Source organism: Streptomyces sp. NPDC057694, assembly GCF_042799415.1.
Taxonomy (GTDB): domain Bacteria; phylum Actinomycetota; class Actinomycetes; order Streptomycetales; family Streptomycetaceae; genus Streptomyces.
Window position 1 is genome coordinate 557,960 of sequence record NZ_JBHVIX010000001.1, and the last position, 25,054, is coordinate 583,013.

At 71.6% G+C, this 25,054-nt stretch carries 25 protein-coding genes; 8 read left to right on the forward strand and 17 right to left on the reverse strand.

Translation table 11 applies throughout. The features are described from left to right. Nucleotides 1-299: 299 nt before the first annotated feature. Complete coding sequence (locus ACFVDP_RS02710) at nt 300-1,046, reverse strand: alpha/beta hydrolase (protein WP_383482099.1); 747 nt, start codon at nt 1,044-1,046, stop codon at nt 300-302. Nucleotides 1,047-1,310: 264 nt separating this feature from the next. On the opposite strand from ACFVDP_RS02710, the gene ACFVDP_RS02715 reads away from it, so the two are divergent. Next, a complete protein-coding gene (locus tag ACFVDP_RS02715) occupies nt 1,311-2,519 on the forward strand; it encodes a metallophosphoesterase (protein WP_383482102.1) in 1,209 nt (402 codons plus the stop codon). Between the two features lie 144 nt (nt 2,520-2,663). Next, nucleotides 2,664-5,024, forward strand: coding sequence for a GH92 family glycosyl hydrolase (locus ACFVDP_RS02720; protein WP_383482105.1), 2,361 nt, complete (start codon nt 2,664-2,666; stop codon nt 5,022-5,024). A 54-nt stretch (nt 5,025-5,078) separates the two neighbouring features. On the opposite strand, the gene ACFVDP_RS02725 is transcribed toward ACFVDP_RS02720, so the two are convergent. From ACFVDP_RS02725 to ACFVDP_RS02755, 7 genes are all read right to left on the reverse strand, one after another. Next, entirely contained in the window at nt 5,079-6,215 is a 1,137-nt protein-coding gene (locus ACFVDP_RS02725) for an LCP family protein (RefSeq protein ID WP_383482108.1), read from the reverse strand. 52 nt (nt 6,216-6,267) lie between these two features. Next, nucleotides 6,268-6,822 (reverse strand): transglycosylase SLT domain-containing protein, encoded by a 555-nt coding sequence (locus ACFVDP_RS02730; protein ID WP_383482111.1) that lies wholly within the window; start codon nt 6,820-6,822, stop codon nt 6,268-6,270. Nucleotides 6,823-7,243: 421 nt separating this feature from the next. Further along, nucleotides 7,244-7,933 (reverse strand): GAF and ANTAR domain-containing protein, encoded by a 690-nt coding sequence (locus ACFVDP_RS02735; protein ID WP_383482114.1) that lies wholly within the window; start codon nt 7,931-7,933, stop codon nt 7,244-7,246. A gap of 66 nt (nt 7,934-7,999) precedes the next feature. Then, entirely contained in the window at nt 8,000-8,350 is a 351-nt protein-coding gene (locus tag ACFVDP_RS02740) for a PRC-barrel domain-containing protein (RefSeq protein ID WP_383482118.1), read from the reverse strand. Between the two features lie 88 nt (nt 8,351-8,438). Beyond that, nucleotides 8,439-9,344, reverse strand: coding sequence for a sucrase ferredoxin (locus ACFVDP_RS02745; protein WP_383482121.1), 906 nt, complete (start codon nt 9,342-9,344; stop codon nt 8,439-8,441). A gap of 10 nt (nt 9,345-9,354) precedes the next feature. Further along, nucleotides 9,355-10,554, reverse strand: coding sequence for a cupin domain-containing protein (locus tag ACFVDP_RS02750; protein ID WP_383484284.1), 1,200 nt, complete (start codon nt 10,552-10,554; stop codon nt 9,355-9,357). A gap of 2 nt (nt 10,555-10,556) precedes the next feature. Then, entirely contained in the window at nt 10,557-10,820 is a 264-nt protein-coding gene (locus tag ACFVDP_RS02755; protein ID WP_383482124.1) for a BatC protein, read from the reverse strand. 424 nt (nt 10,821-11,244) lie between these two features. On the opposite strand from ACFVDP_RS02755, the gene ACFVDP_RS02760 reads away from it, so the two are divergent. The 4 genes from ACFVDP_RS02760 to ACFVDP_RS02775 all read left to right on the forward strand — a co-directional run bounded on the left by ACFVDP_RS02760 (nt 11,245) and on the right by ACFVDP_RS02775 (nt 13,742). Further along, a complete protein-coding gene (locus tag ACFVDP_RS02760; protein WP_383482126.1) occupies nt 11,245-11,448 on the forward strand; it encodes a cold-shock protein in 204 nt (67 codons plus the stop codon). 149 nt (nt 11,449-11,597) lie between these two features. Next, entirely contained in the window at nt 11,598-13,052 is a 1,455-nt protein-coding gene (locus ACFVDP_RS02765) for a DEAD/DEAH box helicase (protein WP_383482128.1), read from the forward strand. A gap of 71 nt (nt 13,053-13,123) precedes the next feature. Next, nucleotides 13,124-13,354, forward strand: coding sequence for a hypothetical protein (locus tag ACFVDP_RS02770; protein WP_383482132.1), 231 nt, complete (start codon nt 13,124-13,126; stop codon nt 13,352-13,354). Between the two features lie 79 nt (nt 13,355-13,433). Continuing rightward, entirely contained in the window at nt 13,434-13,742 is a 309-nt protein-coding gene (locus tag ACFVDP_RS02775; RefSeq protein ID WP_383482134.1) for an SCO5918 family protein, read from the forward strand. A gap of 82 nt (nt 13,743-13,824) precedes the next feature. On the opposite strand, the gene ACFVDP_RS02780 is transcribed toward ACFVDP_RS02775, so the two are convergent. Next, a complete protein-coding gene (locus tag ACFVDP_RS02780; RefSeq protein ID WP_383482137.1) occupies nt 13,825-14,208 on the reverse strand; it encodes a hypothetical protein in 384 nt (127 codons plus the stop codon). A gap of 159 nt (nt 14,209-14,367) precedes the next feature. On the opposite strand from ACFVDP_RS02780, the gene ACFVDP_RS02785 reads away from it, so the two are divergent. Beyond that, nucleotides 14,368-14,700, forward strand: a complete 333-nt coding sequence (locus ACFVDP_RS02785; RefSeq protein WP_383482140.1) for a MerR family transcriptional regulator — start codon at nt 14,368-14,370, stop codon at nt 14,698-14,700. A 4-nt stretch (nt 14,701-14,704) separates the two neighbouring features. On the opposite strand, the gene ACFVDP_RS02790 is transcribed toward ACFVDP_RS02785, so the two are convergent. Next, nucleotides 14,705-16,399, reverse strand: coding sequence for a serine/threonine-protein kinase (locus ACFVDP_RS02790; RefSeq protein ID WP_383482142.1), 1,695 nt, complete (start codon nt 16,397-16,399; stop codon nt 14,705-14,707). A gap of 311 nt (nt 16,400-16,710) precedes the next feature. On the opposite strand from ACFVDP_RS02790, the gene ACFVDP_RS02795 reads away from it, so the two are divergent. After that, nucleotides 16,711-17,397: a phosphatase PAP2 family protein gene (locus ACFVDP_RS02795; protein ID WP_383484286.1), complete on the forward strand. Its 687-nt coding sequence runs from the start codon at nt 16,711-16,713 to the stop codon at nt 17,395-17,397. A gap of 7 nt (nt 17,398-17,404) precedes the next feature. Here the strand turns inward: ACFVDP_RS02795 and ACFVDP_RS02800 are convergent, their stop codons facing one another. From ACFVDP_RS02800 to ACFVDP_RS02830, 7 genes are read right to left on the reverse strand one after another with little or no spacing between them, the layout of a single operon-like run. Continuing rightward, complete coding sequence (locus ACFVDP_RS02800) at nt 17,405-18,730, reverse strand: glutamate-1-semialdehyde 2,1-aminomutase (protein ID WP_383482145.1); 1,326 nt, start codon at nt 18,728-18,730, stop codon at nt 17,405-17,407. 7 nt (nt 18,731-18,737) lie between these two features. Then, the gene (locus ACFVDP_RS02805) at nt 18,738-19,289 is read right to left on the reverse strand and encodes a dTDP-4-dehydrorhamnose 3,5-epimerase family protein (protein ID WP_383482148.1); all 552 of its coding nucleotides are present in this window, start codon (nt 19,287-19,289) and stop codon (nt 18,738-18,740) included. Beyond that, nucleotides 19,286-20,518: a polysaccharide pyruvyl transferase family protein gene (locus ACFVDP_RS02810; RefSeq protein WP_383482151.1), complete on the reverse strand. Its 1,233-nt coding sequence runs from the start codon at nt 20,516-20,518 to the stop codon at nt 19,286-19,288. Before ACFVDP_RS02810 ends, ACFVDP_RS02805 begins: the two co-directional genes overlap by 4 nt. Continuing rightward, a complete protein-coding gene (locus tag ACFVDP_RS02815) occupies nt 20,515-21,462 on the reverse strand; it encodes a glycosyltransferase family 2 protein (RefSeq protein WP_383482154.1) in 948 nt (315 codons plus the stop codon). Before ACFVDP_RS02815 ends, ACFVDP_RS02810 begins: the two co-directional genes overlap by 4 nt. Next, the gene (locus tag ACFVDP_RS02820; protein WP_383482157.1) at nt 21,459-22,760 is read right to left on the reverse strand and encodes a hypothetical protein; all 1,302 of its coding nucleotides are present in this window, start codon (nt 22,758-22,760) and stop codon (nt 21,459-21,461) included. Before ACFVDP_RS02820 ends, ACFVDP_RS02815 begins: the two co-directional genes overlap by 4 nt. Continuing rightward, entirely contained in the window at nt 22,757-24,040 is a 1,284-nt protein-coding gene (locus ACFVDP_RS02825) for a DUF4910 domain-containing protein (protein ID WP_383482160.1), read from the reverse strand. The genes ACFVDP_RS02820 and ACFVDP_RS02825 overlap by 4 nt, the downstream gene beginning before the upstream one ends. Beyond that, the gene (locus ACFVDP_RS02830; protein ID WP_383482163.1) at nt 24,028-25,053 is read right to left on the reverse strand and encodes an NAD-dependent epimerase/dehydratase family protein; all 1,026 of its coding nucleotides are present in this window, start codon (nt 25,051-25,053) and stop codon (nt 24,028-24,030) included. The genes ACFVDP_RS02825 and ACFVDP_RS02830 overlap by 13 nt, the downstream gene beginning before the upstream one ends. Nucleotide 25,054: the final 1 nt, after the last annotated feature.

A 25,054-nucleotide genomic window follows, 5' to 3' on the forward strand; every position in this document is an offset into this window, starting at 1 on the left:
CCCCTGCCCGGGTGATGTGCCGCAGTTCACCCTCGGCACCCGCACCGGCCCGGAACATCCGCGCACACCTCACCGTTCAAGTGAGTGTGGCTGCGGAGGGGACAGTGTCCCCGGGCCTCACCTATAGCCCATGGGGACGATCGTTCGGCTGAAGCCCCATGGAGCCTTTCGCCGCGAGGCGACCGCCCTCCGCGTGCCACTGTTTACGGCCCTGGCTGGAATCCCCCCCCCTCCAGCCAGGGCTTCTTTTTGCGTCAAGCGCGCGGCGATCCCTCGACGACTCCGAAAGGCAATCCGCGCTAGGACACGACGCCCGGGTTCAGATGCCGGTCGAAGAAGTCGGCCGCGGCGTCACCCGCGTGCTGCGGCACTCCGGTGTGCCCGCCCATGTTGGCGTGCAAGGTCTTCTCCTCGGAGCCGAAGGCGTCGAACAGGTCGAGAGCCGCCTGCCGGTCGTTCCCCTTGTCGTCCCACTGCAGCAGAACGTGGAGCGGGATGGTGACGTGCCGGGCCTCTTCGTACATGACGCGAGGCACGAAGCTGCCGGCGAACAGGACGGCGGCCGTGATGCGCGGCTCGACCACCGCCAGCCGCGTCCCGATGGAGATCACTCCCCCCGAGTACCCGACCGGGCCGCCGATCCCGGGCAGCGACAGAAGGGCGTCGAGGGCGGCACGCCATTCCGGGACCGCCATCTCGACCAGGGGAAGGACCAGCCGGTCCACGATGTCGTCGTCGACCGGCTCGCCGGCCGCCAGCGCCCGGCGCAGATCGGCGCGGGCCTGCTCGGTGACGGGCGACCGGGGCCGGTCACCGCTCCCGGGGAGCTCGATGGTGGCCGCGGCGAAGCCCTGCGCCGCCGACTGCCGGGCCCGGGCCGCCAGCCGGGGGTACATCTTGTCCAGCCCGCCGGGGTGACCGAGCAGGATCAGCGGCACGGGTGCGGACGCCTCAGCGGGTGTCCAGAGGATGCCGGGGATGTCGCCGAGGGAGAATGCGCGCTCGACGACGCCGTCGTCGAGACGCTTCTCAGAAGTGAAGTGCATGGTCGTGCCTTTCGGGAATGCGCGGAAAGCGGCGCTCCCGGACGACCTATCGCCCGACCGTGGCTCCTGAGGAGAGCACCCATGTGAATACGTTCACGGGTACCACCTCCTCGTTTGCTCGCACGGCCTCCGGAAAAGTACCAGCCGCCGCGACGCACGCCAAGCGAGTTCAGCCGCCCCCTCGGCACCCCGCCCGTCCGACCGTCCCCGGACGACCGGATAAAGTGCGCGCGACGGCAGCCCAGTTGCCCGAGGAGGGGAAACGTGACCGACACCAGCGAGACCCGACCCACCGACGGTGCGGCGCAGCCGCCCGAGCCGAGCCGGCTGCGGCGCGTGATGCGCTTCGTCCCCCTGATCGCACCCGTACTGCTGTGGGCCGTGCCCTGCTGGGTGCTGCTGTACGGCGGTCAGCACTGGCCGTCCGCCGTCACGGTGACCGGGACCGTGCTGTTCGTCGTCGGGCTGATCGCCATGCCGCTCGCGATGATGCGCGGCCACGGCCGACGCCAGCAGGACTGGGCGGCCATCATCGGGGACACCCTGCTGGGCTCCAGCTGGGTCCTGTTCACCTGGTCCGTGCTGCTCGGCATCCTGCTGCGGCTCGCCCTGGTCGTGGCCGGCGTCGGTGACGGCCAGGACCGGGCCCGGATCGTCACCTGGGCGGTCATCGGCGTCGCGGCCGTGCTGCTCGCCTGGGGGTACGTCGAAGCCCGCCGCGTGCCACGGGTGCGCCGCCTCGACGTCGAACTCCCGCGCCTGGGCGCCGGTTTGGACGGCATCCGCGTCGCCCTCATCACCGACACCCACTACGGGCCGCTCGACCGCGCCCGCTGGTCGGCACGGGTCTGCGAGACGGTGAACACCCTGGAGGCCGACCTGGTCTGCCACACCGGGGACATCGCCGACGGCACGGCCGAACGCCGCCGGGCCCAGGCCGCCCCGCTCGGCACCGTGCGGGCCACCGAGGCCCGCGTGTACGTCACCGGCAATCACGAGTACTACAGCGAGGCCCAGGGCTGGGTCGACCTGATGGACGAACTCGGCTGGGAGCCGCTGCGCAACCGCCATCTGCTGCTCGAACGCGGCGGCGACACCCTCGTGGTCGCCGGTGTGGACGACGTCACCGCCGAGTCCTCCGGTCTGGCCGGCCACCGCGCCCACCTCGCCGGCGCCCTGGACGGCGCCGACCCCGACCTGCCCGTGCTGCTCCTCGCCCACCAGCCCAAGTTCATCGACCGGGCGGCGGCCGCAGGCATCGACCTCCAGCTCTCGGGCCACACCCACGGCGGCCAGATCTGGCCCTTCCACCACCTGGTCCGCATCGACCAGCCGGCCCTCGCCGGCCTCAGCCGCCACGGCGCCCGCACCCTCCTCTACACCAGCCGCGGCACCGGATTCTGGGGCCCGCCCTTCCGCGTCTTCGCCCCCAGCGAGATCACCCTGCTCGTCCTCCGCTCCCCGCGGAGCTAGCAGCCTCCTGTATGGCCGATCAGTATCGACATGCCCTTTATCAGCCCAACAAGCCTCTCGTGAAGGCTCATTGACGGATCCCCACTCGGCGAGAAAGGATCAGCGCGCACGAAGCTGACAACGTTGTCGCACGAGAGGATCACGATGAAAGCGCTGAGACGCGTCTTCACCGGCCTGCTGGTCGTCACCACCCTGGCCGCCGCGTCCGTCACCACCGGCGTCGCGAACGCCGCGGCGAAAGGACCGGCGTTCGCCGACGATCCGACCTCGCTGGTCGACACGTCGATCGGCAACAACGGTGACGGGACGACGTTCCCCGGCGCGGCGGCTCCGTTCGGCATGGTGCAGTTGAGCCCCGACACGCAGCTGAACAAATACGCCTCGTACGACTACGCGCAGAACACCATTCTCGGGTTCAGCCACACGCACCTGTCGGGTGTCGGCTGTCAGACGATGGGCAACATCCGGTTCATGCCGACGACCGGCGCGGTCACCTCGTCGGATCCGGCGCAGTACGCCGCGAAGTTCAGCCACGACAACGAGACGCGGGCGCCCGGCTATTACGGCGTGAAGTTCGACAACGGCATCCAGGCCGAACTGACCGCCACCCAGCGCACGGGACAGCACCGCTACACCTACCCCGCCGGGTCCGGCCCCGAGAGCGTGCTCATCGAGGCCGGTGAGAGCAACGGCAGCACGTACGCGGGCGACATCAAGGTGGTCGGCGACGACACCGTGGAGGGCTGGGTCCAGGGCGGCAACTTCTGCGGTGAGACCGGCAAGGAGCGCTACCGGGTCTTCTTCAGCGCCAAGTTCGACCGGACGTTCTCGTCGTTCGGCACCTGGACCGACGGGACCCTGACCGCGGGGCAGCGTGCCGCCACGCGGGGCACGAAGCGGGCTGGTGCCTGGCTGACGTTCGACCAGGCGGGTGGCCGTCAGGTCGGTTCTTCGGTGGGCCTTTCGTACACCTCGGTCGACGGTGCGCGGCTGAACCGCAAGGCCGAGCAGCCCACGTCGTTCGGCGCGGCCAAGGCCGCCGCGCACGACGACTGGAAGGGCGAGCTGAACCGGATGCGGGTGGCCGGCGGCAGCCGCGCCGACCAGCGCACGTACTACACCGCGCTCTACCACTCGCTGCTGCACCCGTCGGTCGGCTCCGACGTCGACCGCCGCTACCGGGGCTTCGACGACAAGGTGCACCGCTCGGACTCCACGTACTACCAGATGTTCTCGCTCTGGGACACGTACCGCTCGCAGAACCAACTGGTGGCCCTGCTGCACCCGGACAAGGCCGCCGACATGGCCAAGTCGGTGCTGCGGATCTACGACGACGCAGGCTGGCTGCCGCGCTGGGGGCTCGGCGGCGGCGAGACGAACGTGATGAGCGGCGACCCCGTCACCCCGTGGATCGTCGACCTCTACAACCGCGGCCTGCTCGACGACCGCACCTCGCGCCGTCTGTTCGACGCGCTCTGGAAGAACGTCAACGACGTTCCCGCCGACCAGTCGCTCTTCCGCGGCCGTGACGGCAACCCGACCTACGTCCAGAACGGCTGGGTCGGCTACCAGAATCTGCCGGGCTACAAGTTCGGCGACAGCCGGCAGGCGGGCTCGGCGACACTCGAGTACGCGCTCGCCGACTGCTCGCTGTCCACGATGGCGAGCGGTCTCGGCCACCGGGACAAGGCGGCCACCCTCGCGTCGCGCTGCGACAACTTCGCCAAGCTCTGGGACTCCGGCGTCTCGTCGCAGGGCTTCACCGGGTTCCCCGTCACCCGGAACGCGGACGGCAGTGTGGCCGGCGATCCCGACCCCACCCAGTCCGGCGCGTTCCACGAGGGCACGGCCTGGCAGTACCAGTGGCTCGCCCAGCAGGACCCGCAGACCCTCTTCGGTCTGATGGGCGGTCAGTCGAGTGCCGAGCAGCGGCTCGACAAGTTCTTCGACATGCCGACCGTCCTCACCGATCCGGCCAAGGCCGCCTCGGACTCGTGGGTGACGGGCGCGTACGACTACCACAACAACTTCGCGTTCAACCCGAACAACGAGCCGGACTTCCACGCCCCGTGGATGTACGCGTGGACCGGTGCGCCCTGGAAGACGTCGGCCGCGCTGCGCGCCCTGCGCACGCTGTTCACCGATGACGCGTACGGCATGCCCGGCAACGACGATCTCGGTGCCACGTCGTCGCTGCTCGTCTTCGCCATGGCCGGCGTCTTCGAGGCGCAGCCCGGATCCGCGAACTACATCGTCTCGGCGCCCATGTTCGAGAAGGTCGAGATCCGGCCCGAGCACGGTCGCACGGTCGCGATCGCGGCGCCCGGGGCCAGCGCGTCCAAGCTCCAGTACGTGTCGTCCGTGCACACGGGCAGGGGCACGCTGCGCCAGAGCTGGCTGTCCGAGAAGGACCTGCTGCGCGCGGGCACGATCAAGGTCGAGCTGTCCGCCACGCCGACGAGTTGGGGTGTGAACGCGGGACCGCCCGCCCTGGCGAAGAACTGAGTCCGCGGACCCTGTGGCCCCTTCCCCCATGAGGGACCACAGGGTCCGTTCCCGCTACGTTCCCGAGACGACCGGCGAATCGGTCCGGTCGCCCACCGAGTCGTGGGTCGCCGACTTCGGCACGGGCCGGTCGTGGCGCAGGGCCGTCCACACGCGCTGCGACGCCGTGTCGAGGGGCAGGACCCGGCCCGCGTCCTGCGGGTCGTAGGTGACCGGCATCGTGACCATGTGCGTGCGGTCGGGGCTGATGCCCTTCAGCTCCTTGGCGAGACCGAGCAGCTTGTCCGCGGAGGCCAGGTCGGAGTCGGCGCTGATGCTCTTGGTCGCGGTGTCGGCGAGGGCGTAGGACTTGGCGGGGCTGCCGAGCGGGTCGACCGTGTCGGCGCGATGGATCAGGGCCTTGATGAACGCCTGCTGGAGCTGGATGCGGCCCAGGTCGCTGCCGTCGCCGACGCCGTGCCGGGTCCGTACGAGCGCCAGGGCGTCCTTGCCCTTGAGCCGGTGCTTTCCGGCGTCCAGGGAGAGACCGCTGTTGTGGTCGCGGATGGCGCTGCTGGTGGTGATGTCCACGCCGCCCAGCTCGTCGATGAGCTTCTGGAACCCCTTGAAGTCGACCTCGAGGTAGTGGTCCATGCGCAGGTCCGTCATGTTCTCGACCGTCTTCACCGTGCAGGCGGGTCCGCCGAGCGAGTAGGACGAGTTGAACATGGCCTCGTGCGCCGCCGGGACGGTGCCGCCGGACGGCTTGTCGCAGGAGGGGCGCTCGACCATGGTGTCGCGGGGGATGCTGACGACCGACGCCTTGTGATGGCCCTTGTCGACGTGCAGGACCATCGCCGTGTCGGCGCGCGCGCCGAGGACACCGCTGCCGTACTGGCCGTGGGTTCCGGCCCGGGAGTCGGAGCCCAGCAGGAGGATGTTCATGGCGCCGCCGCGCTGCTCGCTCGGCCGGTCGTCGCCGAGGGCCGCGTCGACGTCGGTGCCCTTGATGTTGCCGTTGAGGTGCTGCCAGGCGTAGGCCACGCCTCCGCCGCCGACCAGGGCCACGCCCAGGGTGCCCCAGGCGATCCAGCGCAGGGCGCTCTTGCGCCTGCGGTGCCGGGAGCGGCGCAGTCGCGCGGGCCCGTAGGCGGGCACCGCGGGCTGGTCGGCCGGGTGCGCCTGGTGCTCGTACCCGCTCTCGTGCGGCATGTCCTGCCCTTCTTCGGTGACCGGTGGCCTGTGGGGATCGGTGACCGGCGGCTCAGTACGCGGAGTCGACGTTGTCGATCGAGCCGTACTTGTCTGCGGCGTAGTTCGCGGCCGCGGTGATGTTGGCGACCGGGTCGGTCAGGTTGTTCTCGGTTCCGGCCACGTGATACGCGTCGAACGTGGGCTGGATCACCTGGAGCAGGCCCTTGGACGGGATGCCGTTCTGCGCGTTGACGTCCCAGCCGTTGACGGCGTTCGGGTTGCCGGAGGACTCGCGCATGATGTTGCGGTGCAGCCCGTCGTAGGTGCCGGGTATGCCCTTGGACTTCATGATGTCGAGCGACTCGCGGATCCAGCCGTCGAGGTTGTCGGCGTAGGTCTTGGCGGGCGCGGCGGCCTTCGCGGGAGCCGCGGCCTTCGCCGGAGCGGCGGTCTTCACGGCGGCCTTGGCGGCCGGGGCGCTCGCGGCGGGCTCGGCGGCCTGAGCAGAGCCGGGGGCCATCGTCAGTGTCATGGCGGCGGCGCCCGCCGTGGCGACCCCGGCCGCGGAGAACCGGCGGAAACGGGCGGTGAGGCCGGTGCGGGGCAGCGTAGGGGTGAGGGACATGCTGACTGACTCTCCAGAGGTACGGGGATCAGGGCGGGCCGATGCGGGCCGCCCCGGGACTTCAGTCAGAGTTAGCGAGGCGGCTGCCGTGCCGCAAAGATGTGACCTACTACCCGGGTACGCAGGAGAGGCGCGGCGGGCGCGCGTGCACCGGGTGATTTCCGGGGCGGCGCGACTACTACCGCCGGTCGCATGTGCCGTGGCTCATATGGGTGGGTTCACAGCAGAGGGGCCCGAATCGGCACATTCCCGCACCTTCCCGCCGGTCTTGGTCCGGTGCGGAATGTGTGGAACGTGCGCGTCGGGTTACTCCAGCAGGACGGCGCGCGCAGCAGTGAAATCCCTCTGGGGGTCTGCCACGCCGAGGTTCTCCTGGTTCAGGCTGTAGCCAGGAGAACCGCCCCCCTCCCCCGCGGGCCTGTCAGGCCTCGCGCAGGCCGCCCCGTTCGCAGACGAGGTGGGCGACCTCACGGAGTTTGACGTTGTTCTCCTGGGAGTAGCGGCGCAGCACGTCGAAGGCCTCTGGCTCGGAGAGCCGGTGGGCGGCCATGAGGATGCCCATGGCCTCGCCGATGATGTGCCGGCTGGCGACCGCCTTCTCCATCTGGGCGTGTTCCCTGGCGCTGGAGAACGCGACGGCGGCGTGTGCGGCCAGCGTCCAGCCGGCCGTCTGGCTGTCCTCGGTGAACGCGCCCGGCTCTGTGGAGTAGAGGTTCAGCGCGCCGAGGTCCTCGTCCTCGGTGTAGAGCAGGAACCCCATCATGCTGCCGACGCCGAGGGCCTTGGCCCGGGGCGCGTAGGCGGGCCACCGGACCCGCTCCTCGGTCAGATCCTTGATGCGGAACACCGGGTGGCCCGTGCGTGCGGCGTCGTAGCAGGGGCCCTCGCCGAGCCGCGCCTGCAACGCGTCGCTGTCGTTGACGAGTTGCTCCGTGGGCGCGAGGGTCTTCGCCGTGCCCCCGCTCAGCAGGAGGATGCCCGCCGCGGTGCAGCCCTCGATCAGGTGCAGGGCGGAGTGGGTCACCTTGTTCAGCGTGCCGTCCACGGAGTCCTCCGCCAACAGCTCCCGCGCCGTCGACGCCAACCGCACGGCGAAGTCCTGCCAGTCCATGCGCCCTCCCTGCCCCTTGCCGCCTGCCCGGCGTGCCGTCTCCCAACCTCCCACGGACTTGCGCGGTCAGCGCCGTGCCAGGCGCCGGGCGCTGCCGGTCCCGTAGTCCAGGCCGTAGTGGGCGAACACCTCGCGCTCCTGCTCGGCCAGGAGTTCTCCGTCGGTGTCGATGGACGGCGCGTCCTTCACCTGTTGCCTGGGCCAGGCCACCTTCACATGGGCGGGGGCCACGACCGCCTTCTCCAGCGGTACGAAGATGAGCCGCTTGCGCGTCGGCAGGCCCACCGTCACGGCCGCGAAGGCCGGCTGGTCGGTGACGGTGTCCACGTACACCGACTCCAGTGAACCGATCTTGCGTCCCTCCAGGTCGACGACGTCGTGATCTCTCCAGTCACGGATGTTCTCCGCTTCAAACATGTGATCCTCCGGTGGGCGCCCAGTGTCTTCCCGCCTCCACCTGACCGCTTCCGGGGCCGCACAAACATCGCCCGGGGAACGCTCCGGGTCACGGCGGGCCGACGACGACGATCGAAACGGCCTCGTAGACGACGGTGGAACTCGGCGACCGGCCCCGGCAGGTCAGCTGGCGCGGAGGGGTCCGGTGCGACCGTACGCCGACGTCGTACACCGCCGATCGGGGCGTGCGGCCCACGACACGGACGAGCCAGCGGTCGCCGTGGCGCGTCGTCTCCCCCACCACGTAGTGGTGCCGGCCCGCCGGGCCGACGTTCCCGAGGACGGCGGCCACCGCCGTTTGCTGGGGCGGGAAGAGATTCGTGTATCCGCGCAGATGGTCGGCGTGCACGCGGTCGGCCAGATGCTCCCCGACCACCTCGACGGACGACGCGGCGTCGAGGTTGCCGTAGTAGACGCCGTCGGGCGCCACCACGACGTTGGCGGCGAATCTGTCACCGCCGATGTGCGTGCACTCCCACACCAGGTCCGGCCAGCGCTCGCTCAGCGCTCGCCCCACGGGCCGTCCGCGCACGGCGCAGCACGCGTCGTGCAGTCCATGGGCGCAGACCAGGACGACGGGCGGGTCCCCGAGGCCACCGGGCGTGCCGAGGGCGGCGACGATGCCGACGAGATCCTCGTCGCGTGTCCAGGTGCCCCAGGTCTGCCGGTGGGCGCCGTCGTCGCCGTAGCGCAGGACGGCCCACATGGGCGGGCCTTCGGAGAGGCGGCGTCCGTGGCGTCTGACCAGCAGGATGCGGGCCCGCACCGCCTGGGCGGCGGAGAACACGAGTCGCTTGGTGTCGGGCTCCAGGGGAAGGCCGTCGAAGCCGTTCGGCGGCCAGCCGCCCCGGTACTCGATGAGAATCCAGGTGGATCCGTACGGCGCCGTGCCCGCCAGGGGGTCGGGGCGGGCGCGGGCGGCATCGGCGCAGAAGAACCTGGATGCCGCGGTCACCGCGCCCCCGTCATCGTCCGGCGGGCACCAGGACGCCCGCGCGCAGCAGCCGTTCGACGAGTGCGACGCCCAGGTCGTGCGCGGTGCGCGCCCGGCCGTCCAGGAGGCGGCGCACGGCCGGCAGGTCCTCGTCGGTGAAGTCGAGCCAGCCGACCCGGGTGTTCAGACGGCGGCCCTCCAGGCGTGCGTCCAGTGACGCGCGCAGCCGCACCGGTGCCTCGGGGGTGAGGCTGTCGACGGCCCGGAGCTGGGCCAGCGGTCCCAGCGGTGCCGGTCGGGCCCGGCCGCGCCGCGTCCGGTGGAACAGGGGTGCGGGGTCCGTCTCCGTGAGGGCGGCGACGAGGCGTTCGCGGACCAGGGCGAGTTCATCGGCCGGTCCGTCGGTGCCGAGGGGCAGGGATGCGCGCATCTCGGGGTCGTCCCGCAGCAGTTCGAGTGCCGCCCGGGTCAGTTGCTCGGCCAGCGCGTGGCGCGTCCAGTTGTGGACGCCGAGCGTCAGGTGGATCGAGACGGCGCCCTGCGCCTCGGCGGCGTGCAGCCAGCCCCTCGGCAGATAGAGGACGTCACCCGGCGCGAGGACGGTGTCGAGGTGCGCCTCGCCCTTGGCCGCCTCCTCGACCGCGGCGCGGCGGTCGGTCCAGGGCTGGTCACGCAGCGGGTCGGGGTGGACCGGCTCGTGGACGATCCAGCGTTTGGTGCCCGCGATCTGCAGGACGAAGACGTCGTGCACGTCGTAGTGGTCGTCGAAGCCGCGGTTCTGCGGCGGGGTGACATAGGCGTTGGCCTGCACCGGGTGCCCCAGCTCCGTACCGAGCCGGGCGACGAGGTCGGCGACCGGCTCCCACGTGCGCTGAAGGGCCTGGAGGACGAGCGTCGCGCCGTCGGCGAAGCTGCGCCACAGGGCCGTGTCGTCGAGCTGGTCCGCGATCATGGCGCCGACGCCCGCCGGTGCGGTGAACGACGCCTCGGGAAGCGTGGCGCCGTCCTTGGCCACGCGGAGGAACGGCGTCCGCAGGCCGCGCCGGGAGACCAGTTCGTCGACGGCGTCGGCGGCGAACAGGTCGGTGAAATCACTGGCCGCGCGCGTGAGCAGCGGTCTGCGGGCCCAGAAGTCCCGGGCGAAGTCCTCTCGGCTCAGACGCGTGAGACGGGTGTCCAGGACGCCGACACCCGGCTGGGCGTCGGCGTCCCGGGACGTGGGGGCAGAGATGCTCAAGCGCCACTGCCGGACTCGTCGGCCGCCCCGTCGGCGCCGCCGTCGTGCACGCCCGGCGTCCCGGACGCGCCGCCGTCCGCGGGACCCTCGGCGCCGCCGTCCGCGCCACCGTCGTGAACGCCGGGCGTGCCCGCCGCGCCACCGTCCGCGGGACCTTCCGCCCCGCCGTCGGCGCCGCCGTCGTGCACGCCCGGCGTACCCGCCGCACCGCCGTCCGCGGGGCCTTCGTCCTGGTTCGGGTCCTGTCCGGGGTTCGTCATGTGTCCTCCTGGGATTCGGCGGGCGGGGCGGGGTGACGCCTCTGCGTTCCCCCGGGTCCCCGTTCTTCCACCAAACTCACCCACCAGGTTCGGGCCAGCAACCTGAGCGGCGAGGCGCCTTCCCCGTCCACGCACGCTCAAGCGGAAAATATCTACCGGGGCCGTGTGAGAATTTCACTGAATGCGGCGCGAGTATTTTTCTCGCAGATTCAACAGAAAGGAAATAGCTGCAAAATCGGGCACAGACTGCTACTGTTGATGGAAGTTGCAGTTGTGGTTCCCGAAACTTCAAGTGCCCCGCCACCCTCACGGGATCGGCGAGGCCAGTTTTATTTTCCGGTGCTTTTCTCCGGGTGGGCAATCATCGCGGCGACTCGGAGTGCGCACAGTGCACACTCCGATCACTGCTCCGAAGGAGACAAAAATGGCTACTGGCACCGTGAAGTGGTTCAACGCCGAAAAGGGTTTCGGCTTCATCGAGCAGGACGGCGGCGGCCCCGACGTCTTCGCCCACTACTCGAACATCGCCGCTCAGGGCTTTCGTGAGCTCACCGAGGGCCAGAAGGTGAACTTCGACATCGCGCAGGGCCAGAAGGGCCCGACGGCGGAGAACATCGTCAACGCCTGACGCTGTCGTTCGCTTCCCGGCTCGGGGCCCGCACTCAAGGGTGCGGGCCCCGAGTCTGTTTTCGCGCGGCGCACCCGTACGGCCGCCCACCCGGCCGTACACGGTCGGCGGGAATTCCTGGACACGTGCCGCCCAAAGGAAGGTTCCGCATGAACCGCACAGGTGTGAACGCGCCCGCTTCCCGAACCACCATTCCCGTTCCGAAAGCGCCGGCCCGGCGGCGGAACGCGTCGGCGCGCGGCGAGTTCGCGCTGCCGAGGACGGAGACTCCCGCGCTGGACGCGGTCGAGTCGTTCGCCGAGCTCGCCATGGAGCAGCCGCTGCTGGCCACGCTCGGACACCAGGGCGTGACCGTGCCCTTCCCGATCCAGGCGGCGACGCTGCCCAACTCCCTCGCGGGACGCGACGTGCTCGGGCGCGGCCGCACCGGCTCGGGCAAGACCCTCGCCTTCGGGCTCGCCGTGCTGGCCCGCACGGCCGGGCAGCGCGCCGAGCCGCATCGGCCGCTGGCCCTGATCCTCGTCCCGACCCGCGAGCTGGCCCAGCAGGTCACCGAGGCACTCACCCCGTACGCCCGCGCCGTGCGGTTGCGGCTGACCACGGCGGTCGGCGGGATGCCGATCGGCCGGCAGGCCCGCGCGCTGCGTTCCGGGGCGGAGGTCGTCGTCGCGACCCCGGGCCGGCTGAAGGACCTCATCGACCGGGGCGAGTGCGGGCTCGACCAGGTGGGCATCACGGTCCTCGACGAGGCCGACCAGATGGCCGACATGGGATTCATGCCCCAGATCACGGCGCTGCTGGACCAAGTGCGGCCCGGCGGGCAGCGGTTGCTGTTCTCGGCCACCCTGGACCACCACGTCGACCGGCTGGTCCGCCGGTACCTGACCGACCCCGTGGTGCACTCAGTCGACCCGGCCTCGGCCTCGGTCAGCACGATGGAGCACCACGTGTTCTCCGTGCAGGCCGCCGACAAGCTCAGGACCACCACGGAGATCGCGGCCCGCGACGGCCGCGTGATGATGTTCCTCGACACCCGGCACGGGGTGGACCGGCTGACCGAACAGCTGCTGGCCAGCGGGGTCCGCGCCGCGGCCCTGCACGGCGGCAAGACGCAGGTGCAGCGCACCCGCACCCTGAGCCTGTTCCGGGCGGGCCGGGTCACGGTGCTGGTGGCGACCAACGTCGCCGCGCGCGGCATCCACGTGGACAACCTCGACATGGTGGTGAACGTGGACCCGCCGAGCGACCCCAAGGACTATCTGCACCGCGGCGGCCGCACGGCCCGGGCCGGCGAGACGGGGATGGTCGTCACGCTGGTGACACCCCGGCAGCGTCGCGGCATGGACCGACTCCTCTCGGACGCCGGGATCTCCCCCACGACCACGCAGGTACGACCCGGTGACGCCGCGTTGCGGCGCATCACCGGAGCCCGGCTTCCGTCGGGACAGCCGGTCACCCTCACCGTGCCGGACACCGGCCGCTCCCGCAGGGCCGGCGGCGCCGGGTCGCGGGGCGGGCGCAGCGTCGCCGCCACGGCCCGGCGCAGGGCCCGGATGACCGGCGGGGCGGACGGGCACCTGCCGGCCGCCGAGCCGGCCGCCTAGGCCTGTCCACGACCCCGGCCGGACCGCCCCCCGGGCACAGGAGGCTCACCCATTCCCTTCAGGAGGCGCCCGTGACATTCCTTCAGGCCTCGCACCACACAGCAGGACCGCAGGTCAGGGACGATATGACGGTCGAGGTTGCACTGTCCGTCATGGCAGGCGCACGCAGCGGGCATCTGGTTCTGTGCGACGATGACGACGCCCGCACCGGTGTGATCACCCTCGCCCAGCTCACCGCTGCCCGCGCCACCCCGACGTACACGGATCATGTCCGGTTGCTCGACGTCGTCGGCGTCGGCTGAGCGTCCACCCAGGTCGCTCCGCCCGCCCCGGCTCGTCCGACCAGCGGTTCCGCCCCTTTCTTCTCGTTTGTGAGGCATCATGCGCTGCGTCATCGCCCGCTTTCCGTTCGACCTGACCCACAGTGGTGTGCTGGCCACGATGCAGGGAGTCAAGGCAGAGCCGGTCTCCGGTGCGTACGTGATCATCGGCCGCCGCCGCTACCCCGCCAAGCAGGTGGGCCGTCTGGTCACCGGTCAGGACCCCCGCGACTTCGCCACCGGTGAGGTCGTCCGGGCCATGACGCGCCTGGGCTTCACCTGCCGCACCACCGAGGAGCCCGCGCCGGAGAGCGACCTGTCGGCCGTGCAGCAGGCGTCGCGTCTGCTGGGGCAGACCACGGGGCACTGACCACGGGGCGCGACCGCCCGGACGTGAACGGATGAGGGGCTCCGCCGGTACCCACCGGCGGAGCCCCTCATCCGTTCGTCGATCAGTGCTCGGAGTAGGCGAAGTCACCCACCGTCCAGGCGCTCACGTCCTCGATGGCGACGCGGTACATGCCGCCCGTCTCGGGAATGCCCATGCTGCCCTGGAGGATGCGGGCGAGGTGGAAGTGCAGGTGCGTGGGGTCGACGGCGGGTTCGCGCGCCGCCCCGCCGGGCTGCTGCGCGGGCAGCGGGAACACCCCGGCGAACGGGGCGAGTTCCGCGGAGTCCGTCAACACCTCGGACACCCGCTCCCGCCAGGCGGCCTCCGGAGCCAGCAGACCCGTGATGACGGCGCCGCCGACGACCACGGTCAAGGACATGCGATGAGTCTGCTCGGACTCGACCGTGGCGGCGAGGTCGACGAGCAGTGCGTCAGGCTTGGACATGGCCGCAGATTCTATGCAGCACCGGGCCCGCGCGCAGCCCGTGTCGCCGTCCCGTGGCCACCGCGCGGGAGTGGAGCCCGCGGATGGTGTTGAATTTCCTCGGGGCCCCGGTGCCGTAGTGCACCGGGGCCTCCTGACGGATGAGACATTGAAGGTGGAATGACGGCAGACAACCCGCTCAGCGGCCGGCTGGACGACGACGACTACCCCGCGTACTCGATGGGCCGGGCGGCCGAGATGCTCGGCACCACCCCCGGGTTCCTGAGAGCGCTCGGCGACGCCCGGCTGATCACCCCGCTCCGCTCGGAGGGCGGCCACCGCCGCTACTCGCGCTATCAGCTGCGGATCGCCGCCCGCGCACGCGAACTCGTCGACCAGGGCACGCCCATCGAGGCGGCCTGCCGCATCGTGATCCTCGAGGACCAGCTCGAGGAGGCCCAGCGCCTCAACGAGGAGTACCGCCGCGCGGCGAAGGGCGGCACGCCCGCGTGAACCGTCAGGACCGCTGCGTGGAGAAGGTCGAACAGTCCGCGCCCTCGATCAGTCCGTCCAGGTGATCGGGGGTCGACGTGTCGTAACTGGCCTGGATGTCGACCGACTGGTAGTCGGGCGGCCGGTTGATCCAGTGACTGGCGTGCAGGGTCAGCAGGCCGCCCGCGTACGTCCCCTTCATCGCGAACGAGCCGCGGGGAACCTCCGGGTTGGAGGGAGCGGGGTAGAACGAGAACACCGCGTCGGCGGTGCCGTCGCCGTGCTGCTCGATCGTGAGCGACAGTCCCGTGATGCCCTGGTTGCAGACGTAGTTGCCCTCCCAGCGGCCCGTGAGGGTGGCCGCGCCGGAGGAGGACGACGCGCTGTCCGAGGGAGAGGGGCTGTAGGAGTACGAGGGCGCCGAGGCCGAGTAGCTCGGTGACGCGCCGCCGGAGCCGGTGTCCGACGTACCGCCGAAGAGGTCGTCCGCCCGCCAGGCGACCAGCCCGATCGCCAGCACCCCGACGAGGGCCGCGGCGATCACACCCACGCGCTTGCCGCTCGAGGAGCCTTGCGGAGGATGACCGGAGAAGTGCGGCACCGGCGCCGTTCTCGTTCCCGGCGGAGGCCCGTAGCCCATGGCGCTGCCGGGCGGGCCGAAGCCGCCGGGCGTCGGTCCGGTCGCGAACGCCGTGGGCGTGTAGGCCGGCGGCGGAGTCGGCGGCACCGCGGGGACGGCGGGACGGGGTCCGCTCATGGCCGGCGCCCCGTGCGCAGCGGTCGGCGGCACGGGCGGCGGACCGTCGGTGCGGTTCCCCGACGTCCCGTCACGCACGTCACGGACCGCCCCCGCCACGCCCTGCGGGAGCCAGTCCGCGGTCGTGAACAGCAGCGTCGTGCGGGCCGCGCCCGCCGCGTTCGTCAGCTCCGCCAGCAGTTCGTCGACGCGCGGTCGGGCCTCGGGGTTCTTGGCCAGGCAGCGCGCGACCAGAGGGCGCAACGTGTCGGGCACGGCGGTGAGTTCGGGCTCGCCGTGGACGACGCGGTACATCAGTCCCTGCGCCGACCCCGTGCCGAAGGGGCCCGAGCCGGACGCGGTGAACGCGAGGACCGCGCCCAGCGCGAACACGTCACTGGCCGGTCCGACCCGCTCGCCCGTCAACTGCTCGGGCGACATGAAGCCGGGGGTGCCGATGACCACGCCGGTACGGGTGATGCCGCTGGACTCCGACGTGGTCGAGATGCCGAAGTCGATGACCCGCGGACCGTCGGCCGCCAGCAGCACGTTCGACGGCTTCAGGTCGCGGTGGACGAGTCCCGCTCCGTGGATCGCCTCCAGCGCCTCCGCCAGGCCGGCCGCCAGGGTCGACACCGGGCCGGGACCCCATGCCCCGTACCGCTCCACCGCGGTGTCGAGGGAGAGACCCGGCACATAGGCGGTCGCCAGCCAGGGCGGGTCCGCCTCGGCGTCGGCGTCCACCACGCCGGCGGTGAACACGCCGTTCACCCTGCGCGCCGCGGCGACCTCCCGCGCGAACCGCTGCCGGAACTCACGGTCCTCGGCCAGCTCCGGACGGACGACCTTCACCGCGACCGCGCGGCCGCCCTTGGATCGCGCCAGATAGACCCGTCCCATACCACCGGCGCCCAGCCGGCCCACCACCCGGTACGGGCCGATCTGTTCCGGATCTCCCGCCCCGACCGCCTGTATTCCTGACACCAGTCCCCCAAAGTCCACCAGCGCACTTTAACGCGCAGGGCAGACATCATGACGTCAGCAAGCGCTTGTGGATGCCTGTTTGCCCCAGGCTCAGGAGGAGTCGTCACACTCGCACGGGGTTGCGACGACTTGGGCTGTCCCGCCTGGCCGCATCACCAGACGAAACGGCCGGTTTCCGGCACGGGATCGGCGCCCCAGGGGTGATGATGGTCGCTGGACGGTCGGCCGCACACGACAGGGAGCTCGCGTTGGATCGCCTGGCAGAAGCGGACCTGGACGGCGGACACGAACGCCATCACGGCGGTACGGGAATCAGCGGGCCCGAGCCGGACGGCCCACCGCCCAGCGCGCTGCACGGGCCGTCGCGCGCGTGGCTCGGCCTCGCCTCCGTGCTCGCCGCGCCGGTGGTCGCCGTCCTCGCCTTTCTGTACGCGGATCACTCCGAACCCGGCACCGTGGACCGGTGGTTCATCGATCCGACGGCGGACAGCGTGGGGCAGCCGTGGCGGCGGGTCGCGCTGGCCCTGGACTTCCTCGGGGAGCCCGCGGGCTCGGTGGCGCTGGTCACGCTCCTCGTGGCGGGCTGTCTGCTGCTGCGCCGGCCACGCGCGGCGGTGCTCGTCGCCGCGGGTCCCGTGGTGTCGGTGGTCGCGACGACCCTGATCAAGCCTGTGGTGGGCCGCACCATTCACGGCCCCGGAAATCTGTCGTACCCGAGCGGGCACACCGCCTTCGCCACCTCGCTGGCGATCGCGCTGGCCCTGCTCGCGGCCGGCCTGTTCCGTCTCGGCCGAACGGCGGGGTTCGCGCTGGTGCTGGGCGTGGCGCTGGCCGGCGGGGCCGCGATGGGGTGGGCCCAGGTCGCCCTGGGCGCGCACTATCCGACGGACGTTCTCGGCGGCTGGTGCACCGCGCTGGTCCTGGTGCCCGCGACGGCGTGGCTGGTGGACCGGACGGCCGGCCGGATGTCCGGTGCCGGCCTCCCGGTGCGTCGCTGACGTCCCGTCACGCCAGGCGGCGGAAGACGGGCTTCACCGGCCGCCCGCCGAGCCAGGGAGCGGGGTCCCCCGCGTCCAGCGCCTCGCGGTACACCTCGCACGCCCGGGCGACCGTGTCGACGGTGTGGTCGATGTCGGCGTCGGTGAGCGCGCTGCTCACCACGAACGACGGCGCCAGCACCCCGCCCGCGAGGAGCTGCCTCAGGAAGAGCGTGCGGTACTCCTGTGACGGCCGCAGCTTCTCGTCGAGCGTGCCGAAGACGAGGTTGCTGGCCCGGCCGCGGACGACGACGTGGTCACCGACGCCCGCTCCCGCCGCGGCTTCCCGGACCCCTGCTGCCAGCCGTTCGCCGAGGGCGTGCAGCCGGGCCGTGATGCCCTCCTCGACGTAGGTGGTGAGCACGGCCATCGCGGCGGCCAGGGAGTGCGTCTCCGCGCCGTGCGTGGTGGACAGCAGGAACACCCGGTCCTGTTCGTGCCGCAGGCCGCCGCGCTCCATCAGTTCGCGGCGTCCGGCCAGCGCGGAGACGGCGAACCCGTTGCCGAGCGCCTTGCCGAACGTGGAGAGGTCGGGGACGACACCGTAGAGGCCCTGCGCGCCGGCCTCGGACCAGCGCAGCCCTGTGATCATCTCGTCGAAGACCAGCACGCAGCCGTGCCGGTCGGCCAGCGCGCGCAGGCCCGCGAGGTAGCCGTCCGGCGGCTCGATGTGGCCCGCGGGTTCGAGGATGAGACAGGCGATCTCGTCCTGGTATCGCGTCAGCAGCTCTTCGGTGGCGGCGAGGTCCCCGTACGGGAACGACACCGTGAGTTCGTTGATCGCGTCCGGGATGCCGGAGGACATCGGTGTGGTGCCGATGAACCAGTCGTCGACGGAGAAGAACGGCTGGTCGGCGCAGATGGCCACGCGTGGGCGCCCGGTGACCGCGCGGGCCAGGCGTACCGCGGCGGTCGTCACGTCGGAGCCGTTCTTCGCGAACTTCACCATCTCGGCGGTCGGCACGGTGGCGAGGAAGCACTCGGCGGCCTCCAGCTCCAGGAGGGACGGCCGGACGAAGTTGCTGCCCCGCCCGAGTTCGCGCCGGACCGCCTCGGTCACCTTCGGATGGGCGTGGCCGAGGCTGACCGACCGCAGACCGGAGCCGTACTCGACGTAGCGGTTGCCGTCTATGTCCCACACCTGCGCGCCCTGACCGTGGCTGATGACCGGTGCCAGGTCCTCGGGGTACTGGTCGTCGCCCTTGGCGTACGTGTGGGCGCCTCCGGGGATCAGTGCGTGCAGTCGCTCGTTCGCCGCCAGGGATCGGGGCAGCGAGAATTCTTCTTTGTGCAAGCCGACTTCATCCTCTCTGGAACTTCAGGACCTCGGCGAGGCGGGGTGCCTCACGGTCCCGCTGGGACATCGACGTGACCGGCAGTGGCCACGGGATGGCGAACTCCGGGTCGTCGAAGGCGATCGTCACGTCCTCGGACGGATCGTGCGGGCGGTCGATCCGGTACGACGTGTCGGCGGTACCGGTGAGTGCCTGGAAGCCGTGGGCGCAGCCCGCCGGGATGTACAGGGTCCTCTGGGTGTCGCCGGACAGTTCGAAGAAGGCCCGGTTGCGGTAGGTCGGCGACTCGGGGCGCAGGTCCACGACGACGTCGAAGATCTCCCCGTGCGAGCAGCGCACCAGCTTGGCCTCACCGGCGCCGGAGCGCAGGTGCAGGCCGCGCACCACGCCGCGGGCCGTGCGGGAGACGCTGTCCTGGACGAAGGCGTTCGGGTCGAGGCCCAGCGAGCGGATCACCTCGGCGTCGAAGGTGCGGCAGAAGAAGCCGCGCTCGTCGGCGTACGGTGTCGGTTCGAGCAGGAACGCCCCGGCTATCTCGGGGACTTCGGTGGCTTTCATGCTGTCTCCCGTTGGGCCTGGGCGTGGGTGTTCGCCGGGAACAGGGTGGTGGTCAACGCGGTGAACTGGTCGGCGAGTTGCCGTGCGGCGGTCCGGTTGCTCTCGACGAGGGTCTCGCGCAGTTCGGCCGATCGCTTCTCCAGCGCCCGGAACTGTTCGAGCAGCCGGTCGGCGTCGACCTCGCGCGCCGGGTGGCAGTACGCGCCGAGTCCCATCCGCTCCATGAGGGCTTCGCTCTTCGTCGCGTAGCAGAGGGCGAGGACGGGTGTTCCGGTCTTCAGGGCGCAGATCAGGTTGTGGTAGCGGACCGCGACGACGGTGTCGGCGGCGGCCATCTCGTCCATCAGGTCGGCCAGGGAGGCCGGTTCGGCCGCGGTGACCAGGGGTGAGTCGACGGCGTCGAGGATCGCGGCGACCACCGTCTCGTCGCACCGGTCGCCGGTGAGGAGGCGGACGGCTCTGCCCTCGTCGGTCAGGGTGCGGACGAACCGGATGGTCCCGTCGAGGTAGCGCCGGTGGATCTCGTCGGCCCGCGCCCGGTCGTCGTTGCCGCCGTGGAAGTCCATGACGCCGAGGCAGACCGTGCCGGTCGCGCCGGTGGGTGCGCTCGCCCGTGGCGCGGGGAGGGAGAACGCGAGGTCGGGGTAGACCTCGTCGCGGCTGGTGTCCACGCCCATGGCCCGCATCGCGTCGCGGGACGGGGTGTCCCGGTACGAGCGGTAGGCGGCACACCGTGCTGACCAGCGGACCAGGGCGCGGGTGGGCCGGTTGCGGATCTCGGCTGCGCCCACGCCGACGAGGGCGACCGGGGTGCGCTGCAGCCGGCCGCTCGCGCAGAGCAGGAACAGCGAGTACGGGAATCCCCACGGCCGTAGCGGAAGGGTGGCCTCCAGGACGCCCATGCCGGGGACGATCACGACGTCGTGCTTGCGCACCCAGGCGGCGGTGCGGAAGACGTCGACGAGTTTGCCGAGTCCCTTCGCGGCGACCGAGCCCGCGCGGGAGGCGGTCCGGTACTCGGCGCGGTTCCAGTGCAGCCGGGTCGCGGGGATGCCGAAGCGGGCCGTGACGGCCTCGGGGCCGCCGCACAGCGCGTCCACGGCGGCGTCCGGGTGGTCGGCGCGGAGGTAGCCGAGGACGGCTTCGAGCGATCCGTCGTTGCCCAGGTTGCCGGAGCCGAGCAGCCCGAACACGCCTACGCGCCAGGGCTTTTGGGGCGTGGTGGTCATGGCTGCCTCCCCTCGCGTCCCGCGACGAGGTCGTCGACGGAGACGGTGAGGTGTGCCGGGTCGACCGGGGCGCGGTCCTCGACCCGCTCGCCGGCGCCGGGCCGCGCGCGGCTGGTCATCCAGGCGGCCAGGTGGCGGTAGCAGGCGCGCCGGTCGGCCGGGGAGAGCGGCGCCCGGCGGACGGACGAGGTGAAGCCCCACAGGTATTCGGCGAGCAGCCGGGGCGTCGGGTGCAGCGGGCCGGCCCGGCGCGGGTCGAGGTTGACGCACCGGGAACGCTTGGAGGGGTTGGCCCGCTCGGCGCGGCCCGGGTGGTCGCGACGGAAGTACAGCAGTTCCGGCACCTGGTGGAAGCGTCCGTGCAGGGTGATCTCGGCGACGTAGGTGCGGTCGGCGTGGTGGTAGCTGTCCATGGGTTTCACGCGGCGCAGCACGTCGGTGCGCATGACGCCGTAGAAGTCGTCGCCGCCCGGCTCGAAGAGCAGGCTGCGAAAGCGCTCCGGGGCGTGCGCGGAGCCGGTGGCGAGCGTGTACTCGTAGGGGACCGTCACCTTGCCGTCGCCGTCGATGACGGCCTGGTCGGTGTGGGCGAGGATGATGTCGGGCCGTTCGTCGAGGGCCTCCACGCACAGGCGCAGGAGGTCACGGCCGTACAGGTCGTCGTGCGAGGCCCACTTGAACAGTTCGCCGCGTGCTTCGTGGAGCAGCCGGTTGTGGTTCGGGGTGGCGCCGACGTTGCGGGGCAGCCGCTGGTAGCGGATCCGGGAGTCCTTGGCGGCGTACAGGCGGCAGATGTCCTGGGTGCCGTCGGTGGAGGCGTTGTCCGAGATGATCAGCTCGAAGTCCTCGTAGGTCTGGCCGAGCAGGGCGTCGAGGGACTCGGCCAGGTACTCCTCGCCGTTGTAGACGGGCAGGCCGACGCTCAGCCTGGGGTGGGGGGTCATGTGGTCCTCACTTCGGGAATGGGGTGGTGATGGCGCAGGCCCGTCCGCAGGGACAGCCACCACACGGCCGAGCCGATCAGTGTCGCGACGGCGACGCCCCAGGCCGAGCCGACCGTGCCGCCGGCGACGGCTCCGCCGAGGCCGCCGCCGACGTAGCAGACGGAGGCGAACAGCTGGGAGCGCAGGCTCAGCCGGGCGGCGCCGAGCGCCCGGAGTCCGGCCGCCGCGCCGGTGCCGAGGCCGGCGCCCGCGACGCCGAGGGTGATCGGCACGATGAGCCGGGAGGCGGAGTGCCAGACGTCGCCGAGGACGAGTTCGCCCGCCCGGTCGGGCATGAGCAGCAGCGCCGTGCCCCACAGCAGCGCTCCGGCGGCCTGGCCGCCGCCGAGGAGGAGGCAGAACCTGCCGAGGCGCTGCGGGGCCTGCCGCAGCACCCGGGCCGCCTCGGGGACGGTGACGAGCGAGAGGCCCATCAGGACGGCGAGGAACGGCCCCATCAGGAGTTCCGCGCCGCGTACCGCGCCGACCGCGCTGACCGCGACGATCACTCCGAGCCCGTAGGCGCGCACCTGGCTGGCGCCGCTCAGGCAGGTGTTCTCGACGAGGTAGCGGTAACCGAGGTCGCGCTGTTCGCGCAGCCAGCCGCGGGCCCGGCTCACCCGGGGCAGGATGCCGGACTGGACGTAGCCGTAGGCGCCCGCCACGGTGGCGGACGCGCCCCACGCCAGGACGAAGGCGGCCACGGTGTCGACGCGGGCCGCCACGAACATGGCGGGGACGAGGGCCACGCCCCACACGACGTCGTTGAGGAACGCCTTGCGGCCGACGCCCGCGGCGAAGAACGAGTACCGCCAGGCGTCCTGGAGCAGCAGCCCCGGGAGCATGACGCCGAGGCAGGCGAACGCGGGCCCGACGCGGCCGCCGAGGCCGAGCCCGGCGGCCAGGCACGCCACGCCGATGACGGAGCCGACGCCGAGCGCGGTGCCCGTGGACCGGGCCACCGCACCGCGCCAGGAGTCCTCGGGCACGCCGCTGAAGCGGACCACGAGCGGGTCGGTGGCGAGGCCGCGCGAGATGTTGAGCACCACGCCGTACGTGACCCAGGCCAGGCTGAACACGCCGAAGGCCGTCACCCCGAGCGAGCGGGCCACGTAGATGCCCACCACGAAGTTGGAGATGCTGGAGGCCGCCTGGTCGGCGAGGCCCCAGGACAGCCGTCCGAGCAGCGCCCGCTTCGCCGAACCCGCCGGTTTCGGTGCGGCCTTCGCGTTCTCCCCCTCGGCTGTCATCTCCGTCATGGCTTGACCAGCCCGGCGCCGTGCAGGGCGTCGGCCGCGGCGGCGACGGTGTCGAAGGGCAGCCCGGAGCGCTCGGCGACGTCCAGAAGACTGTGCTCGCCGTCGGAGAGGTTGAGCACCCAGAGCATGGCCATCTGCGCCTGCTTGGTGTCGCTGCGGCCGCCGAGCGCGTCGTACAGCCCGCGCCGGCCCAACTGCGGTTCGCCGTAAGGGCTGAGGTTGATGTAGGTGCGGTTGCGGTCAAGGACGGCGAACGCCTCGCGGCACACGGCGAGGGTGTCCGTCATCGCCGTCGGGGAGACGAAGTCCAGGTTGTCCGCGGAGGTGTGGTACTCGGGATATCCGGCGTACGGGGTGCGGGTGAGCGAGCCCACGCCGAGGTTGAAGCCGGGCGAGCAGTACTGCCGCTCGTCGTATCCGTACGGCGTGAACTCCTTTACCTCGTGCGGGCGTTCGGACGTGCGCAGCACGTGCCGCAGGACGCGGTCGATCTCGGCGTCGCCGCGCCTGCTCTGCTTGTACGTGAGCTGCCCCCTGTCCCCGGCACAGGCCAGCACGAGCCCGTGCTTGACGCGCTCGACCCGCTCGGCGTTGCGGGCGAGCCAGGTGATGGCTCCGATGGTGCCGGGCGCGTAGATGAACCGGTAGGTGTAGTACGGGTTCCGCTCCGCCAACTCCCTTGCCAGGAAGGTCGCGACCGCGATGCCTGCCAGGTTGTCGTTGGCCAGGGACGGGTGGCAGGTGTGGCAGGAGACGATCACCTCGTCGGGGACCTGGCCGGGGACGACGTGCTCAGCGTAGGTGAGGTGCCCGTCCGCGAGCGTGGAGTCGACGCGCACCTCGTAGTCGCCGTCGGGCAGCGTGTCCAGGGTCTCCTGGGCCAGGCAGAATCCCCACTCCGGCTTGTAGTAGCTGGTGCGGTAGGGCACCCAACTCGGCTGGTCGGGAAGGGTGTGCAGATGTGCGCGCAGTTCGGCGAGGGGCATGGTCCGCGCCACCGGGACGCTGTAGCCGAGCACGTGCAGGCTGGACGCGGCGAAGTCGACGACCCGCCGGCCGGTGCTGTCGGCGATGTAGGCGTCCCGGATGTTCCACTCCTGCGGCACCGTCCAGTCGAGCACCTGCGTGCCGGTCGGCACCTCGTGCACCTGGAGCGGGACGTACTCCCCGACGATGTCCAGGGTGGCGCGCACCCCGTCGCCGGTGATGCTCCGGCAGAGTGGGTACATCCGCTCCACCAGAGCATGCATCTCCTCGCCGGTAGAGGTCATCGGCGCCACCGCAGGGTGTCGTCGACGGAGCCGGCCTCGGACGCCGCGCGCAGCACGGCGAGACGGGTGAAGCGCTGGTCGAAGTCCTCGCGGGTGAGCTTGAACTCGCGGTACTTGTCGGCGAGTTCGAGGGCGCCCCGCTGCACCGTCCACTCGCAGTCGAAGCCGGGGATCGCGGCGCGGAAGCGGGCGAAGTCCACGCGGTACGAGCGCGGGTCGGCGCCGTGTTCCCCGGTGATCCGCACCTTCACGCCGGGGACCGCCTCGGCGACCTGCTCGGCGATCTGGGCGACCGTGACGTTGTTGACCTCGCTGCCGATGTTGAACGCCCGGTCGTGGACCGCCTCGCGGGGCGCGGTCAGCGCGGCGGTGAAGGCCCGCGCGATGTCGGCGGCGTGCACCAGCGGGCGCCAGGGCGTGCCGTCGGACAGGACGAGGACCTCGCCGGACAGCAGCGCGTGCCCGACCAGGTTGTTGAGGACGATGTCGGCGCGCAGCCGGGGCGAGTAGCCGAACGCGGTGGCGTTGCGCATGTACACCGGGGTGAAGTCGTCGTCGGCCAGGGCGTGCAGGTCGTCCTCGACCCGCACCTTGGACTCGGCGTACGGCGTCACGGGGCGCAGCGGGGCGTCCTCGGCGACCAGTCCCTCGCCGCCCGCGGCGCCGTAGACGGAGCAGGTCGACGCGTACAGGAAACGCTGTACTCCCGCTTCGTGGGCGAGCCGGGCCAGCCGTACGGACGCGTGGTGGTTGATGTCGTAGGTGAGTTCGGGTGCCAGGGAGCCGAGCGGGTCGTTGGACAGCGCGGCCAGGTGGATGACGGCGTCGACACCGGCCAGGTGCTCGGCGGTGACGTCGCGCAGGTCCACCCGGTGCCCCTGCGGGTCGGCGGGGACGGGGCCGAGGACGCAGTCGGCGAACAGTCCGGCGTCGAGGCCGACGACGTCGTGTCCGGCGGCGGCGAGGACCGGCGCCATGACGGTGCCGAGGTAGCCCTGGTGTCCGGTCAGCAGTACGCGCAAG

Bases quoted from the DNA above. Each gene is read 5' to 3' on its own strand.
- ACFVDP_RS02710 (WP_383482099.1), bottom strand. From the start codon at position 1,046: ATGCACTTCACTTCTGAGAAGCGTCTCGACGACGGCGTCGTCGAGCGC.
- ACFVDP_RS02720 (WP_383482105.1), top strand. From the start codon at position 2,664: ATGAAAGCGCTGAGACGCGTCTTCACCGGCCTGCTGGTCGTCACCACC.
- ACFVDP_RS02725 (WP_383482108.1), bottom strand. From the start codon at position 6,215: ATGCCGCACGAGAGCGGGTACGAGCACCAGGCGCACCCGGCCGACCAG.
- ACFVDP_RS02730 (WP_383482111.1), bottom strand. From the start codon at position 6,822: ATGTCCCTCACCCCTACGCTGCCCCGCACCGGCCTCACCGCCCGTTTC.
- ACFVDP_RS02735 (WP_383482114.1), bottom strand. From the start codon at position 7,933: ATGGACTGGCAGGACTTCGCCGTGCGGTTGGCGTCGACGGCGCGGGAG.
- ACFVDP_RS02740 (WP_383482118.1), bottom strand. From the start codon at position 8,350: ATGTTTGAAGCGGAGAACATCCGTGACTGGAGAGATCACGACGTCGTC.
- ACFVDP_RS02755 (WP_383482124.1), bottom strand. From the start codon at position 10,820: ATGACGAACCCCGGACAGGACCCGAACCAGGACGAAGGCCCCGCGGAC.
- ACFVDP_RS02760 (WP_383482126.1), top strand. From the start codon at position 11,245: ATGGCTACTGGCACCGTGAAGTGGTTCAACGCCGAAAAGGGTTTCGGC.
- ACFVDP_RS02765 (WP_383482128.1), top strand. From the start codon at position 11,598: ATGAACCGCACAGGTGTGAACGCGCCCGCTTCCCGAACCACCATTCCC.
- ACFVDP_RS02775 (WP_383482134.1), top strand. From the start codon at position 13,434: ATGCGCTGCGTCATCGCCCGCTTTCCGTTCGACCTGACCCACAGTGGT.
- ACFVDP_RS02780 (WP_383482137.1), bottom strand. From the start codon at position 14,208: ATGTCCAAGCCTGACGCACTGCTCGTCGACCTCGCCGCCACGGTCGAG.
- ACFVDP_RS02785 (WP_383482140.1), top strand. From the start codon at position 14,368: ATGACGGCAGACAACCCGCTCAGCGGCCGGCTGGACGACGACGACTAC.
- ACFVDP_RS02805 (WP_383482148.1), bottom strand. From the start codon at position 19,289: ATGAAAGCCACCGAAGTCCCCGAGATAGCCGGGGCGTTCCTGCTCGAA.
- ACFVDP_RS02810 (WP_383482151.1), bottom strand. From the start codon at position 20,518: ATGACCACCACGCCCCAAAAGCCCTGGCGCGTAGGCGTGTTCGGGCTG.
- ACFVDP_RS02815 (WP_383482154.1), bottom strand. From the start codon at position 21,462: ATGACCCCCCACCCCAGGCTGAGCGTCGGCCTGCCCGTCTACAACGGC.
- ACFVDP_RS02820 (WP_383482157.1), bottom strand. From the start codon at position 22,760: ATGACGGAGATGACAGCCGAGGGGGAGAACGCGAAGGCCGCACCGAAA.